Annotated in this window: 14 protein-coding genes; all 14 read right to left on the bottom strand. The window is 35.2% G+C overall.

Going from position 1 to position 14888, the window contains the following annotated elements:
- Positions 1-5: 5 nt before the first annotated feature.
- From DXA60_RS06310 to DXA60_RS06245, 14 genes are read right to left on the bottom strand one after another with little or no spacing between them, the layout of a single operon-like run.
- Positions 6-1238 (bottom strand): O-antigen polymerase, encoded by a 1233-nt coding sequence (locus DXA60_RS06310; RefSeq protein ID WP_117920480.1) that lies wholly within the window; start codon positions 1236-1238, stop codon positions 6-8.
- A 1-nt stretch (position 1239) separates the two neighbouring features.
- Complete coding sequence (locus DXA60_RS06305; protein ID WP_199536196.1) at positions 1240-1935, bottom strand: acylneuraminate cytidylyltransferase family protein; 696 nt, start codon at positions 1933-1935, stop codon at positions 1240-1242.
- Positions 1936-1942: 7 nt separating this feature from the next.
- A complete protein-coding gene (locus DXA60_RS06300) occupies positions 1943-2782 on the bottom strand; it encodes a glycosyltransferase family 2 protein (RefSeq protein ID WP_147345382.1) in 840 nt (279 codons plus the stop codon).
- 17 nt (positions 2783-2799) lie between these two features.
- The gene (locus tag DXA60_RS06295; protein ID WP_199536195.1) at positions 2800-3843 is read right to left on the bottom strand and encodes an N-acetylneuraminate synthase family protein; all 1044 of its coding nucleotides are present in this window, start codon (positions 3841-3843) and stop codon (positions 2800-2802) included.
- A gap of 23 nt (positions 3844-3866) precedes the next feature.
- A complete protein-coding gene (locus DXA60_RS06290; protein ID WP_117920473.1) occupies positions 3867-5183 on the bottom strand; it encodes a capsular polysaccharide export protein, LipB/KpsS family in 1317 nt (438 codons plus the stop codon).
- A gap of 2 nt (positions 5184-5185) precedes the next feature.
- The gene (locus tag DXA60_RS06285) at positions 5186-6211 is read right to left on the bottom strand and encodes an acyltransferase family protein (RefSeq protein WP_117920471.1); all 1026 of its coding nucleotides are present in this window, start codon (positions 6209-6211) and stop codon (positions 5186-5188) included.
- 5 nt (positions 6212-6216) lie between these two features.
- Positions 6217-7254 carry a sugar phosphate nucleotidyltransferase gene (locus tag DXA60_RS06280; RefSeq protein ID WP_117920469.1) on the bottom strand — a complete coding sequence of 346 codons (1038 nt, stop codon included), beginning with the start codon at positions 7252-7254 and terminating at the stop codon, positions 6217-6219.
- Between the two features lie 13 nt (positions 7255-7267).
- Positions 7268-8809, bottom strand: coding sequence for a murein biosynthesis integral membrane protein MurJ (murJ, locus tag DXA60_RS06275; protein WP_117920467.1), 1542 nt, complete (start codon positions 8807-8809; stop codon positions 7268-7270).
- 25 nt (positions 8810-8834) lie between these two features.
- Positions 8835-10511, bottom strand: a complete 1677-nt coding sequence (locus DXA60_RS06270) for a hypothetical protein (protein WP_158570865.1) — start codon at positions 10509-10511, stop codon at positions 8835-8837.
- A 19-nt stretch (positions 10512-10530) separates the two neighbouring features.
- Positions 10531-11673 (bottom strand): glycosyltransferase family 4 protein, encoded by a 1143-nt coding sequence (locus DXA60_RS06265; RefSeq protein ID WP_117920463.1) that lies wholly within the window; start codon positions 11671-11673, stop codon positions 10531-10533.
- Positions 11674-11679: 6 nt separating this feature from the next.
- Positions 11680-12297, bottom strand: coding sequence for a sugar transferase (locus DXA60_RS06260; RefSeq protein ID WP_117920461.1), 618 nt, complete (start codon positions 12295-12297; stop codon positions 11680-11682).
- 32 nt (positions 12298-12329) lie between these two features.
- Positions 12330-12980: an acetyltransferase gene (locus DXA60_RS06255; RefSeq protein WP_117920459.1), complete on the bottom strand. Its 651-nt coding sequence runs from the start codon at positions 12978-12980 to the stop codon at positions 12330-12332.
- A 19-nt stretch (positions 12981-12999) separates the two neighbouring features.
- Entirely contained in the window at positions 13000-13560 is a 561-nt protein-coding gene (locus DXA60_RS06250) for a hypothetical protein (RefSeq protein WP_117920457.1), read from the bottom strand.
- Positions 13557-14867 (bottom strand): AAA family ATPase, encoded by a 1311-nt coding sequence (locus DXA60_RS06245; protein ID WP_117920455.1) that lies wholly within the window; start codon positions 14865-14867, stop codon positions 13557-13559. Before DXA60_RS06245 ends, DXA60_RS06250 begins: the two co-directional genes overlap by 4 nt.
- Positions 14868-14888: the final 21 nt, after the last annotated feature.

Genomic DNA, 14888 nt, shown 5'->3' with positions numbered 1-14888 from the left:
CATTTTTATTTTCTGATATATATTTTATTTGTAATCTGTAATATTGCACACAATGCAATCGCAGTTACTATCATAAAATCAATACTTCCAACATGCCATATATAATATAACGGTGAAAGCACACACATTGTAAGCATATAAGGCTGTAATACAAGGGCAACTCTGCTTCTTCTCTTATATTTATATAGTTTTCCCATTACAAGTCCCATAAAAAAGGTAACGATCAGCGTTCCAAATAAGCCAAAATCACGCATATAACCCGTCACAAACGGGGTGTAGGAACCAACGAGACATGGGATCTCTTTCACAATCGTGTTATACGCAGGAAAACCACTGAAAAAAAAACCAATTACTCGAAACATATATGCCCCAAAATGCGGCTCTGACATATCTATTTGCTCAAAAATCTGTGCATAATAAGGAACACTATGTGTAAAATAATAAAAAATGTTATATATTGGTTTTCCCAAAGGAGAATTACCAATAATCTGCCATATAGCTTTTACCTCTATTTCCCCATAATATGGCATTATGGTCGTATATGTGGATGAGACACCTCTTACCATAAACAATAAAAAGCAGATTCCAAGAAGTATACCTATGGCTATACACAACAAAAATTTTATAAATTTTGATGTTTTCCTATCTTTTACGCATGTCTTTTCTACGATTCCAAAAATAATTAATACCACAAACAATGTCCATCTCGCGCCACTCAGCATAGTAATCATCACCGGAATAAAAAGACCTGCTTTACTCATCAACTTTAACAATTTACAATGCACCTGACCATAAGACGCAATAATGTAAACTGCAATTGTTATACAGGACTCTGCCTGAATCAATTTAAAAATAAATGGCATTCCACTTGCCAGATTACGAAAATCTCCCATGGACTGCCCTGCTATAATATGAATAAGAAAATACATTCCATATACTACTGCAGCAGCAAAATTTAACCCTTCAATAATAACAAGTATGTACTCACTAAAATCAGATATTTTCCATTCCTGATCCTTTTCTGTATCTATATGTACCTGTCTGCCTGTCACACATGCACACTTAATCCCCAAGTACCACATAACATACGCAATAACAAGATACACAATTGCTGTCCAATTACGTATTTCAAATGAATACGGACCTATAATATACAAAAACAGATAAATCAGAATCCCATATGTCAAAAAATGTTGTGGGGTAAATTTTATCAGTTGAATTTCATCTTTCTTCCACATGTTAAAGTTTTTCCTTCTGCGAAAGTAATAACTCTGCTATCTTAAAATCCAATGCACAATCAATGTCTACAGATTCTTCCTGTGACATCAGATATGCCACCGTATTATCCGAATAATATGTACGTTTTTCTCTTAGTAACCTGGTGTCTAAGATGTATATCGCACCATTGGGAATATAATATACATTATTTACCTGACGATTTTTAACCGCATTTTGTCCATCAAATCCCAGATTCTTAACACGTCCCTCTTCATTCACCCCATAATACCAGCTAATAGGCGTTTCTGCTTCTTTCATTGAAATCAATGTTTCTGCTTTCTTTTCATAAAATTCTTTCAATGCCTGTTCGATATTTTCTGACCCACGCAACGGTGCTGTCGGAAGAAGGACCATAAACTTTTGTATTTCCTGACCGCTTTCTTTCTGTAAAAAATCGACTGCGTGCAAATATACATCTACTGCACTTGATGTATCTCCCGCAAGCTCCTCTGGTCGTAAAAACGGTACCTCTGCACCATATTGTTTTGCAATTTCTGCAATCTTCTCACTGTCTGTCGTCACAACTACACGGTCAATTCCACTTGCATTCAGGGCAGCCCCGATCGTGTGTGCAATTAATGGTTTTCCACATAAATTTTTGATATTTTTCCCCGGCAGTCCCTTTGATCCACCCCGGGCAGGTATCAATGCTATCATATCATTCTCACTCCTCATCTGATTGGATATCTGTCAGACTCCACCAATATCCCGTCGTCTCTTTTCCTTTAAAATCCTCTGCGCACGCACTGCTATAAATTTCCAGCATATTTTTGTAATATGTTGCATACGGAGCCAGCAGTCTGTAGTGTTCCCTTTTTATTGCAATTTCTTTCTCAATCGCCTGTTTACTATATTCACATTTTCCCGCTAAATTAGCTTCATAGATTCTGTAATAAGTACAACATCCGGCAATTTTTTTTCCTTTTTTTTCAGCTAATAATAACCTTGAATACAAATACCAGTCAAAAATTCTGGTTTCTCCTTCTCTCAACGACTCTATAAATTCCTGAGATATGCCTTTCAGATAAATTGCTCCATTAGACATTCCAAGATAATTACTTTGTCCTATATCTCTATAATCCAACGTATAGGCCGGAAGCTGTTTCATTACGGACTTACCGTCAAAATCCAATAATTCGTTATAGAAAAAAGTATACACCGGGTCAAACTGCTCTTTTATACAGGAAACTCTGTTTTCAGATGCCTTGTCATCACAGTCCATCATGATCAGCAAATCTGTTTTCAATGAAAATGCCTCCTGAAGTAATTCCACTCTAAGCATTCCCGGAGAAAGTTTTTTTCCATTTCTGTTCCCAATATACAGCCTGTCCTTAAGCCCGGGTGAAACACCTGCAATAATGTTTTCCAAATGTTCAGAAGAAATATTATCATTTATCAGGATAACAGAAAAATCCTGATCTGTCTGCGTCTCCAATGACTCAAAAAAATCTCCCAAATATTTAGATGCTTCTTCAAAGATAACACTTCCTACTGCTGTCTTCATTTTCTTCTCCAGTCTGCTTAAAAGTCTTCCCTGCTCAAAATACAATCTTTTTGAATATCTCTTGTGGCTTTTCTGCCTACAATAAATGAATAATACTTCGGCTCTATTCCTGTTCCCGGACGTTTAAAGTCAATATCATCCTCCGTTATAATTTCTCCACATTTAATTGCCCGTGCAGCTACGATGCTTCTCTTAAATGCATTGCGTCTCTCTTCATCTTCATTTACAACTTTTTGATAGCTTCCAAGCATCTTGTATCCCACTTTTGCAGCATTACAGATAATCTCTAATTCTTCCGGATTTGCAGAAACTTTATGATCCCATCCAACCATATTCTTATCCAGTGTAAAATGCTTCTCGATAATACATACTCCTTTTGCCATAGACAGTAACGGTGCCACTGTTCCTATTGTATGGTCGGAATAGCCCACCTTGCATCCAAAAGTATTGCGAAGCATATCTATATTATTAAGATTTACCATATCATCTGCCGGCGGATAAATAGATACACAATGAAGCAGAATAATTTCTTCACAGCCATTTTTTCTGAGACAATCAACAGCATCACTAACATCTGCCAGTCCGCACAATCCCGTACTGATTACAACCGGTTTTCCTTTTCCTGCCACATATGTGAGAAAAGGTATATTATTCAGATCCATCGATGCGATCTTAATAAATGGCACATTTAATTCATCTACAAGTAAGTCTACTTCAGCCTTAGAAAATGGTGTTGAATTAAATTCAATCCCGACTTTATCACAATATTCTTTCAACAAATAATGATCATTTCTGTCGATGCTGTATTCGTCTACAATCTCTTTTAATGTATAATCCGTACGATTCCGATAATCGTCCCTCAGAAAATAATTATCCTTATATACTTTTTCTGAAAAGATCGTATCTTTAGACCATGACTGAAATTTCACACAATCAGCCCCACATCTTTTTGCCTCATCTATCATTTTTTTTGCCAGATCCATATCTCCATTATGATTTGAACCTATTTCAGCAATAATATAAGGCTTTTCAAATTCATGAATTTTGTTATAATCAAACATTTCTATCCCTCCATTTTATTAATTTATCTATTGTTTTTCTCAGTTACATGATTTACATAAATCCTGTGCATTTCTGCCGCAATCTTATCTATCTCACTGTTCCCAATATCTTTTCCGGCAGTTGAACTTCCTGGAAACATTCCTGACAGAAGCTGTCTCATAAACTTCTGATTATCATGTTCCAGCTTTTCTTCTATCAGATCACCTGCCTTTATCCGCTCCGTCTTTACAATGTTACTGCTGCACCCGGAATAATAATTATCTGTAACAGTAAATACTTTTTTCCCACGCAGTAACGCTTCCACACCTACTGAACCCGTATATACCATGACATTCCACAACTCCCGCAGTAACTGATTACTGTTTTCATACGGATGTATCAGCTGAACATTCTCCATGGAAGTAAGTTCTTTGTAAAAATTGATATTTCTCTTGCCATACATAGCTGGATGTTCTTTTACAACAAATGACACTCCCGGATCAGACGCCTTGATAAAATCAATCACGGACTGCTCGTAATATGCCCACTTTTTATTATCACACCAATAGTCGACAGTTGCTTCCGGTGAATAATGTAACGGCACATAAACACTCTTCTTCTGAATATCCGCTTCTGATATTTTTTTGTAATATCTTTCGGCATTTTTTACCGAGTAATCCGCATAGTTTCCACCTTGAAAGGACAGTGTATTATAATGATAATTCCACGGGTCCTTCTCTTTATGCTTTTTATAAGGAAAATACAGTTTGTCCACCATTCTTCTACGCAAATAAAATTTTGCTGTGTCAAACTGCTTTTTTTCTTTATTCAGGCTGAATGTAACTTTATAGTCATCATTCACTAACATACCAATTACATGATCGATTTCCTCATCTGTTACCTGACGCTTTGCATCAAATAACTCTCCCTGTTTTGTAAAACGGCTATAACCACGCACAAAACTTGTCACCAACGCAAAATATTCTACATGATACTTCTCTGCTATCCGTTCAATAATATCCATCGTGTAACAATCAGCGATGGGGGACAGAACCAGATCATACTTCCCTTCCTGAAACAATTTTTCTGTTCCATTCCAGAAACGTCTTGCCAGTTCCTCTGCTTTTTGTCTGGATATACTTCTCAAAAATCTGCACCTTGTTATGATATCATCCTTTTCCTTTTCAAACTCTTCATTGGGCACATCATAACAGCTGTCATATAAATAATCTCCGCTCCACACATCTGCCAGGCCACGAAAATCAGCTATTGTTGTAATATCCGGATTTTCAAATGCTATATTCGCCAGCCGGCAATAAAACTCTTTGTTCCATGCTCTCACATGTATCAGTATCTTCATATTTATTTTCTATCCCTTCTTTTGCATATGGTGATTCCTGTCAACTTGTGTAAAATTACTGTACTTACACATACTTCCAAAACAAAAACGATCATTTTAACAGGCCATGCCATCTTCAATGATCCTACTGCCAGTCCACCTGCTAACCATGTTTTATGAACTAAATAAACATCATAATTATAAGCATCTGAGATATTCAATATTTTTCTTATAACATCCCACTTTTTTATATATTCTCCTGTCCGATATAAGATATCAAACAAAAACATTCCCCAAAAAGCTTTATAGAACCATACAAAACGTGTTCCTGTTAAATTCTGTGATTTAAACCATACGATATAAATATATATTGCTGAAGAAAAAATCACCCCCCCCGATATTACTTTTGTAATATATCTTTTTCCATCCTCAAAATTACTGATGTTTGTTTTATAATATTTCCATAAAAGAAAAACCCCGCCGTATACCATATAATATGGTATCCAAGATGCCGGTCCCAAAAAATTCCAATTATATCCGATCCAATAGAATACAAGGCAAAATCCTATTAAAAAGAGAAACAGCTTTCTGACTGTCAAAGTGCTGACGCTCTTCCACAGCCAGTCAAAAATTGGTGTAAGCAGATAACACCCCAATATAAATGGAATATACCACAAATGCCCCAATCCGGGTAGTACAAACTGATTATAAACACTATTGTTCTGTCCCAAAAATAACATTGTTCTAATATTCCATATACTGATATCTGATCCGGTTAAATAATATATAACAAATACTGCTAAAACCCATATATAATATGGCTTTAAGATTCTGCATGCTTTATGCTTTATTGTTACCAAAGGATCCTTATACTTTGCATCTGCCATTAATATAGCACTGATGATTGCATAAAGCACAGTGCAGCTCTGTAAAACGATCACAAATATATTATTTGACATACCGTCCCATTGAGGAAGTATATGCCCCACAATAACCATAAACATTGCTATTAAACGTACAAAACTTATACTATAATTTTTCTCCAACATACCGTCTAATTTTTCTCCAACTGCTTACGCATATTCTCCAGTTCATTAAGCTGTCCCATATCCATCCATGCATCTTCCTCTACTTCATAAACACCAATTTGATGTCCCATTCTGGAGCATTTTTCGATCATATCCGTAATATGTATAAATGTATTTTCCGGTATTAAATCTAAAAACTCCGGCTCTATTACATAAAATCCCGTATTAATAAGAAATGTATAAGTAGGTTTTTCAGTCAATCCGAGATACCTTCCTTCTGTATCTTTTTCTACCGTACCATATGGAATTTCTATCTTCTTCTTAGCACAGACCATTGTTATAAGATTATTCTGGCTTTTATGCATTCTATATATATCTGCATAATCTGCTTCCAGTAAAATATCACAGTTTGTCATAAAAAATGTCTTATCGATACCTGTGAGAAGCTTTAACCCACCGCCGGTTCCATAAAATTCATTTTCCTCTACAAACTTTACTTTGTAGACGCTGTCCTCTGCAAAATATGTCTCAATAAACCTTTTTTTGTAATTCACGATCATTGTAACATCTGTGCATCCTGCTTCAATAAAACGATCCATAATATGTTCCGTGATTGTTTTATTTCCGATCGGGATCAGTGGTTTGGGCAGAATCTGTGTATACGGATAGAGTCTCGTCCCTTTTCCGCCTGCCATAATAACTACCGGTACACAAACCTGTTCTGTGTTATATATTTCTTCACCACTTTTAAAATATATCCGAACGATTTCTCCCTGCTCATTAATGACAGGAATTGCTGTAATTTTATTCTCCTTCATATATGATTTAATTTCACAAGTATCTCCTGCCTTCATATATCTCGGAGCATAGTTTGCAATATCCCTGACCTGAAGTTCCATATTCCCCTGGTTTAAAATATGGCGTCTTATATCACCATCACTCAAAACCGCAACAAATTTGTTTTCCCGGCAAATAAATGCAATTCCCCTTCCATTTAAATCTATCGCCTTAACTGCATCCAGTACAGTCATATTTTCATCAATTATAAAGTCTGAAATTTTCATACTTCACCCTATCTTAATGCTTTTTTTTCATTCTTTTGATAATATAATTTTTTAGAATTAATGCTTCCTGTTGTCTGAAAATAAATAACAGTACAATATATATGACCATTCCAACAAGTGTCAAACTTATTATACTCCCCATTAACTGTAATGTACCATTCCCCATTACTACAAAAAGTGCTTCTTTCATCATCCAGACAATGATTCCCATTATTCCGCCTGCTATTCCTACTTTACCAACCGTTACAAACATTCTTTTCGCTCCAAATCCTCCAATTTTCTTTCTTAACTTAATATAGAAAATTATGTAAGTTATAAATGAGGATATGGAAGTTGCCAACGCAAGACCACAGTGTTTGATATTTGGCACCAGTAAAATATCCAAAATAATATTACTTAAAATTCCTATTGCCGAATTCAGCATCGGTATTTTTGTTTCTTGATACGCATAAAAAACTTTCTCCATAATTGTTCGAAGTGCTATCGGCAACATACCTATACTATAACATATCAAGCTTTCCGCAGTAATCTGTAAGGCCCTTTCAGAAAATGCTCCTCTAAAAAATAGTAACTGTATAATTGGATATGCCAATACACACATTCCAATTACCAGAGGAATTACACAAATAATGACAATATTTAATGATACTGACAATGTTTTCTTTAATTCAGTAATTTTCTGACTTACCACCTGCTCTGAAAATTTAGGATAAATAACTGTAGAAATCGAGGCCGCTGCTGTTGCTTGTATTAACATTGCTACTTTATATGCATAATCCAATCCTGTAATACTTCCTGCCTCTAACCCTGATGCAAAATTTTTATCAACAATAACATTTATCTCTAATATCATTTGACCTATAAATATGGGAATTATCATTGTTAATAGTTTTTTTAAATATTCATCCTTCAACTTTATGTAAGGCACATATCTGAACCCCTTTTTATAAGCAGGAATAAAAAAGTATGGTAAATATATCGCATATGCCAATACAGTTCCCCAAATCATTATCTCAAGATGTTCTGCATCGCTAAGCATAATTGTAAATGCCATAATCAAATTTGTAGGTATTGTCATCATGCCTACCAAATAAAAACATCCGTTTGCCTGCAGATACCCCTGTAGAACACAGGATACAGCCATAAAGATCATTGCAAGTACCATTATCTTTGACATGCTCACCGTCAATTGAAAATTTTCTTCATTGAAACCAGAAACAAATAAATTTATAATCTGTTCTGGAAAAATCCAATACAATATCACTAAAAATACTGATAAGACTGCAATGACATTCACAATATTACTATTAAATTTATTTACATATTCTGGTTTCTTCCCTTTAATCTCATTATATACAGGAATATAACATGTGAAAACAGCTGTGACTATTCCGCTAAACAACACCGTTGGAATATTTACTGCTACCAAATAAGCATCACTTATATTAGATGCTCCATATTGATATGACAAACACAGGTCTTTTCCAAAACTTATAATTTTTGCCAGAAACATAACCACTACTAAAAAAATCGTAGATTTTGCTAATTTATTCATAATATCCTATTACCCATCAAATTATTTAATATTCTTTAATTGTAATCTGCAAATCCATTTTTTTTAACTTTTCAAGCAAATGATGCATCCAATAATTTCCCAATAATTCTTGTGTATATTGAATCCCCGTATATCCTGTTGGTAATTGTAAACTCTTCTTTTCTGAAACCACTTCTCCCCACTCTGATTTATTCAATGCTAATAGATAAATATCATGGACTCCCATCACATTTCCATACTTCTCTAATTCTTTTGTATTCAAACCAAAATGTGTGATATTTTTACCATATTTTCGATTTTCTCTAATATATTGATATATATATTCTTTAGGTTGAAATACGCTTTTTCCATTTAAAGGTATATTATAAAATACATTTATCATCTCTTCTGCCGAAAACGGTAAAATCACGCACTCTATCCCATATACTCGTGCTACAGCTCCAATTATTTCTGACTCTCCACCTTTTAAGTAATTTTCCACTTTTTTCTTATACAAGTATTTTTTTATATTCTCCGGCTTAACCTTTTTATCACCTAAACTCTCTTTGATTGCACTGCTTTCTGCCTCATCTTCACCTGTTTTTCCAAAAATTGTATAATCATAGCTGTGTATATAATTACATATCAATTGATAAATATCATCTGGTATACTTAATTCGAACTCATGCTTCATCCGTTTGTAAATTGACAATCCAGTCTTAGCAATCAAAAACTTCACTTGACTTGCTAATGGCCGATATCCTTCAACCTCTTTATACGCCCGATAAAAATTCTCTGAAATACAAAATCTTTTATATAAATTCATCAATCCATTAAAAGATAACTCTACCCTTCCTGTCGGTCCTAAATTATAAAGATTATCTGCATTCTGCCCACACCATATTGTATCAATTCCATCTTCTTTCATTTTTTGAATGATGAACATATGCATTACGGAAAAGTGCTTTGTATTTGGAAGTATTTCTATTAACTTATGATAAGTTGCATCCACTTTTATTTTTCTATAATCAATATCAACCACTTCACACTCAACACCCAAATCCTTGCATACACATACCGCATTTTCCACATCATCTAAATTTGACGCACAATACGGCAAAATTCTTCCTACATATGCTTTAAATGGTATCTTATTATTTTTTAACATTATAGCTAGAAAGCGAGAATCTGCCCCACCACTTAGCAATAGGCCATTTCTGTTTCCTTTTGCGTTTCGCCTTATACATTTATGCATTTCCTGTTTAAATGTTTCATAAGTAATCTTCTTATCCACATATTGAATTTTCTTTTTTATCAACTGCGATTCTTCAAAGCAATATACGCAATGGTTTCCCAATCGTTTAATTTCATTTACCCATGTCTTATTTCCATGTAAATAAGAGTTTGTCAAGAACTCCCTCAACAACGTTTTATCAAATGTAATTTTTCCCAAATATTTACAAATTTCAAAAAAATCTGTGCTAAACGCTATCTTCTCATCATCTATACAATAATAAATATCCCCTGTAAAACAAGCAGGCAACGCTATATATTTTATCTGTTTCTGTTCAACACAAAATACCGGTTTATCCCATATCATATTTCCTTTTAAATAATTATCAATATCATCAACGCTATATTCTTCTATATATTCAACAAGTTCGCTTTCTTTGAAACTTTTATTTTCAAGAATCTTTCCATCCCTATTTGTAATGATCAACATTCTTTTTACCTCTTTATACTTAGTACTTTCGAAACAACTCCCGGTACTTTTCCACAATAACCGCCTTTGAGTACCGAATTTCCACCTCTCGTCTTGCATTACTTTTGTATTTTTCCAATAATCCTTCATCCTTATAGAGACGCAACAAAGTTTCTGCAAGCTTATTTTCATCTGGAATGCTTAATGCTTCACCACAATTACCTCTCAAAATCAGCTTCTGTAAATCATCATGCTCACTGCAAATTCCAACAATCGCCATTCCACATGCCATCATACTATATGTCTTACTTGGCATAAATAAATGTGCCATTGACGTTTCCTGTGAAACAATCCCAACATCTCCACAGGCCATTGACTGTGGAAATACTTCTTCCGGCTGTAAAGGTAACAATAATATATTTGAGGTATTATGTTCTCTGATAAAATCTTCCACTGTTTTATACTTTGGTCCATCTCCAATAAATACAAACTGTATCTGTTTCTGTGACCGTAGTATTTCCGCAACTTTCAAAATGATTTCTATATTATGTCCATATCCCATTTTTCCCGAATATAACACTACAAACTTATCTGTTAAATCGTATTGTTTACAAAATGGATTTTCTTTTTTTACGACAGGTTTCAATCTATCTGTATCCGTGGCAATAGGAATTACATGAACCGGGATTTTGTTTTTTAACTTGTCATTGATACTTTCAGCCACAATATCCCCTATTGTAATCATACAGTCAATGTTTGTATAATTTTTACTATTCCAATGATGCCACGCCTTGCACACCAGGTTTGTAATGGGATTATGGATCATATATTCAATACACTGTGGATATAAATCCCAGTTCATATAAAAAAACGGGGCGTGAAACATCTTTTTCAGTTTAATTCCAATGTAAGAATTGACAGGCGGGTTAGAAACGGCAAAAATCGCATCAAAATGTTTATCCGTATTTTCCCTCATCCATTTTTTCATAAAATAAAAATGCTGCCACCAGCATATCAGCCTTGATTTTAAACTTGCCGGATTATGTGGCGGCGAAGCTATGACATTTCCTCTGATCTTACTTCCGGTAATAATCTCAATCTCAGTATTTTCTCCAAGTGCCTCTGTCAATGTATCTACATACCATTGTGGAATTGCCTGTGCTACAATCAATACATGTTTCATGTTCTTTTACCTTGTAATTCCTTTGCTCCCTTTAAATTCTTCCATCGTCGCTGCCGATGCACTGTTTATACCATCACGTTTCAGTACAACTCCTACTGTCTTTAATATGATCCTGCAATCCTCCAAAAATGTGACATGTTCCACATATTTTACATCCCACTCAAACTTTTCTTCCCAGCTGATGCTGTTTCGTCCGTTTACCTGTGCAAGTCCTGTAAATCCAGGTCTGACATCATGACGATGTTTTTGTCTCTCATTATACAGCGGAAGATAACGGACTAACAGCGGTCTTGGTCCAACAATACTCATATCACCCTTAACAATATTAAAAAGTTCCGGCAGTTCATCCAGACTTGTGCTTCGAAGTGTCTTTCCAAATTTTGTCAGACGCACTTCATCCGGCAAAAGTTCCCCGTTCTCATCTCTCTCATCTGTCATGGTGCGAAACTTATACATATTAAATATCTTTTCATTTTTTCCCGGACGCTGCTGTTTAAACAATACCGGACTTCCAAGTTTCACTCTGACTAAAACAGCTACAATTAACATCACCGGACTTAAGATAATACTTGCAATCAGTGACAATATAAAATCCAGTCCACGCTTTATATATTTTTGATACATATTTTACCTCTTCTGCGACACTCCAATTTCTGCTATTTTGCATCATGAAACTTAATTGGTTTTGCAGGATTTCCTACTGCCGTACAGTCAGATGGCATATCTCTGATTACAACCGAACCAGCTCCAATAATTGTCTTTTCCCCAATATGTATTCCCTGAATGATATGACTGCCTGTTCCTAATTCTGTTTCGTCACCAGCCTCTACACATCCTGAAATATTCACGCTGGGATATACGGTAACATAAGAATGCAACACAGCATCATGCCCCACAGTACAATCAAGATTAATAATATTAAAGTCTCCTATCTCAATATCAACTGTCATTATATTACCTGCACAGATAATATTACCTTTTCCCATGCAAATACGTTCTGACATCTGAACGGACGGGTCAATCACATTTGGGAACTCCAGGTTTTCATTATCAATAATTTTATCAATTATCTTTTTTCTGGTTTTCGACGAACCCACTGCACACACAACAGCTAACGGTTCTTTTGTCTCGATTAAATATGTAATATTTCCCAGTACTGGCAGACCATCAACGATCGTTCCAACAGCAACTCCATCATCACTATATCCAAGTAAATTCCATTGTTCTTCTTTTTCGTTCATACGTTCTAACAGCCACTGCACTTCACGTCCAAAACCGCCGGCACCAATAATCACAATATTTTTCATTGATAAAATAACTCCATTTCTACCCTAACTCATTTAATACCAGTGGATTTCTATTCGAGCACACCACCTGTCTCGTTTTTCTGTTTATGACAGGTCGTTCCTGTTTTTGAACTACCTTGACATAATAAATTAAATCGTACATATCCTGTGGTTTTTTCTTGCTTTTCGCATATAATTTTTTCGCCAAATCTCTTTCGTGACTGTTTCCACCTTTTGGTATCTGCTGCCTGTTCGGACTCACAATGCAGGCCATAACTTTATTCCGCCCCTTTAATAATGATTTAAACTCATCTGAGCTTTCAACATTTTCAACCGTTTTCAATACTTGCTCTAACGCCGCATTAATCACAGCCCCTTTCAACTCTATCAGATAAAAACTGCCATCCGGGCTCTCTGATACAGCAAAATCTGCTTTTTTGATACCATGACTTACATCATTTATAATGCCTTTATCCACAATAATCCTATAACAGTCCTGTCTGTCCCTGACAATTATTTTGGTCTGATCATCCTGCAATTCAATATTATCTCCGGCTTCAATATATGAAAAACAACCCTTGTACTTATCTGGTACATTCAATCCTGTTCCTCCACCTCGTATAACCTTGTATATAATTCATTATTGATATCTGAAACCTCATCTATCAATTCTGTATACAATTCCTGTTCCGTTTCCATAATCAGATTTTCAACCTTTGTATGCCCTTGCTCACAGATAAGCTTTCCTGCATATATTTCTCCGGGTTTCACAGATGTATGTTTTCCAACAATCCTGTCTACTTTCTCTTTCTTATTTTCATTCTCTGCAATTTTTCCAGCATAACACAAAGTGTTCATACATGTCAGCACATATGGACTATGCGTAGTTATCACAACTGTGCTTCCCGTAAGATTTGCAAACCGTATGATAAAATCAACGACCTTTCTCTGTAGTTTGGGATACAAATGTGCCTCTGGCTCCTCAATGATCACAAACGATTTTTCCTCTCGCAGCAACAGTATATAGATCTGATTCAGCAGCCATAACACTTCCTGCTGCCCAGACGAGATAAAGTTTATAGGAATACGGTAGGAATCGTCTAATACAAGATATTCCTGTCCGTCATTGTAATAGTAATCTCCTTTAAGATCCTGCTGTAATTCTTTTACCATTGTATCAATCGAGAACTTTCGTTCCTGTCTTGCATAGTATTTATGTGCCTGTGCAATTCCACCGTCAAATCTAGGCTGTATATTCTCGATAAACTGCATAAAATTACGATTCACCAGATCAAGCGCTGTATAATCCAATTTTGTCTTCTGGCGGGACATCAATGTCAGCATACTTCTCCCCGCCGGAATATAATATGTTTCCATATCATCTTCAAAAATATGGTTCATCTGCCTCTGAATATCATTATGAAGCTGTATCCTCTCAGAGGTAATATAGGAAAATGTTAAACTTTCCGACTGTCTTTTATAAAAGTCAAACGACTGTTCTTCCAGTTTTTTTACTTTTTTCCTCAATGCATCACTATACATTACCTGTAAATATTTTTTGCCCTTTACTGCACCAATACCTACTGATATTGAAATCTCATCTGTAAAAAAATATTCTGCATGCAAATCATTCGGTAAATTCCAGCTATATCCAAACAACTGAACAAAAATATCTTTTACAGTGGCATTGAGTGCTTTTGGAAAATGCTCCTGCTCTAACGCATATCCTGCAGTCGAGATGCGAAATAAATACTTTATAATCTCGTTTTTAACTAATCTGAAAAAATAAATTGCCTTGCATATGGTGCTTTTTCCCGTTGCCTGTTCACCGATCAGCACATTTACATGCTTAATATCCAATTCAAATTTTTCAACTGCTCCCAGTTTGTCAATTTTTAATCTTCCCAAACCCGTCTCCTATATTTTCTT

The organism is Roseburia sp. OF03-24, assembly GCF_003463035.1.
Lineage (GTDB): Bacteria > Bacillota > Clostridia > Lachnospirales > Lachnospiraceae > Roseburia > Roseburia rectibacter.
Note: the sequence above shows the minus strand (reverse complement) of the source record. Positions and strands in the feature narration are given on the sequence as shown.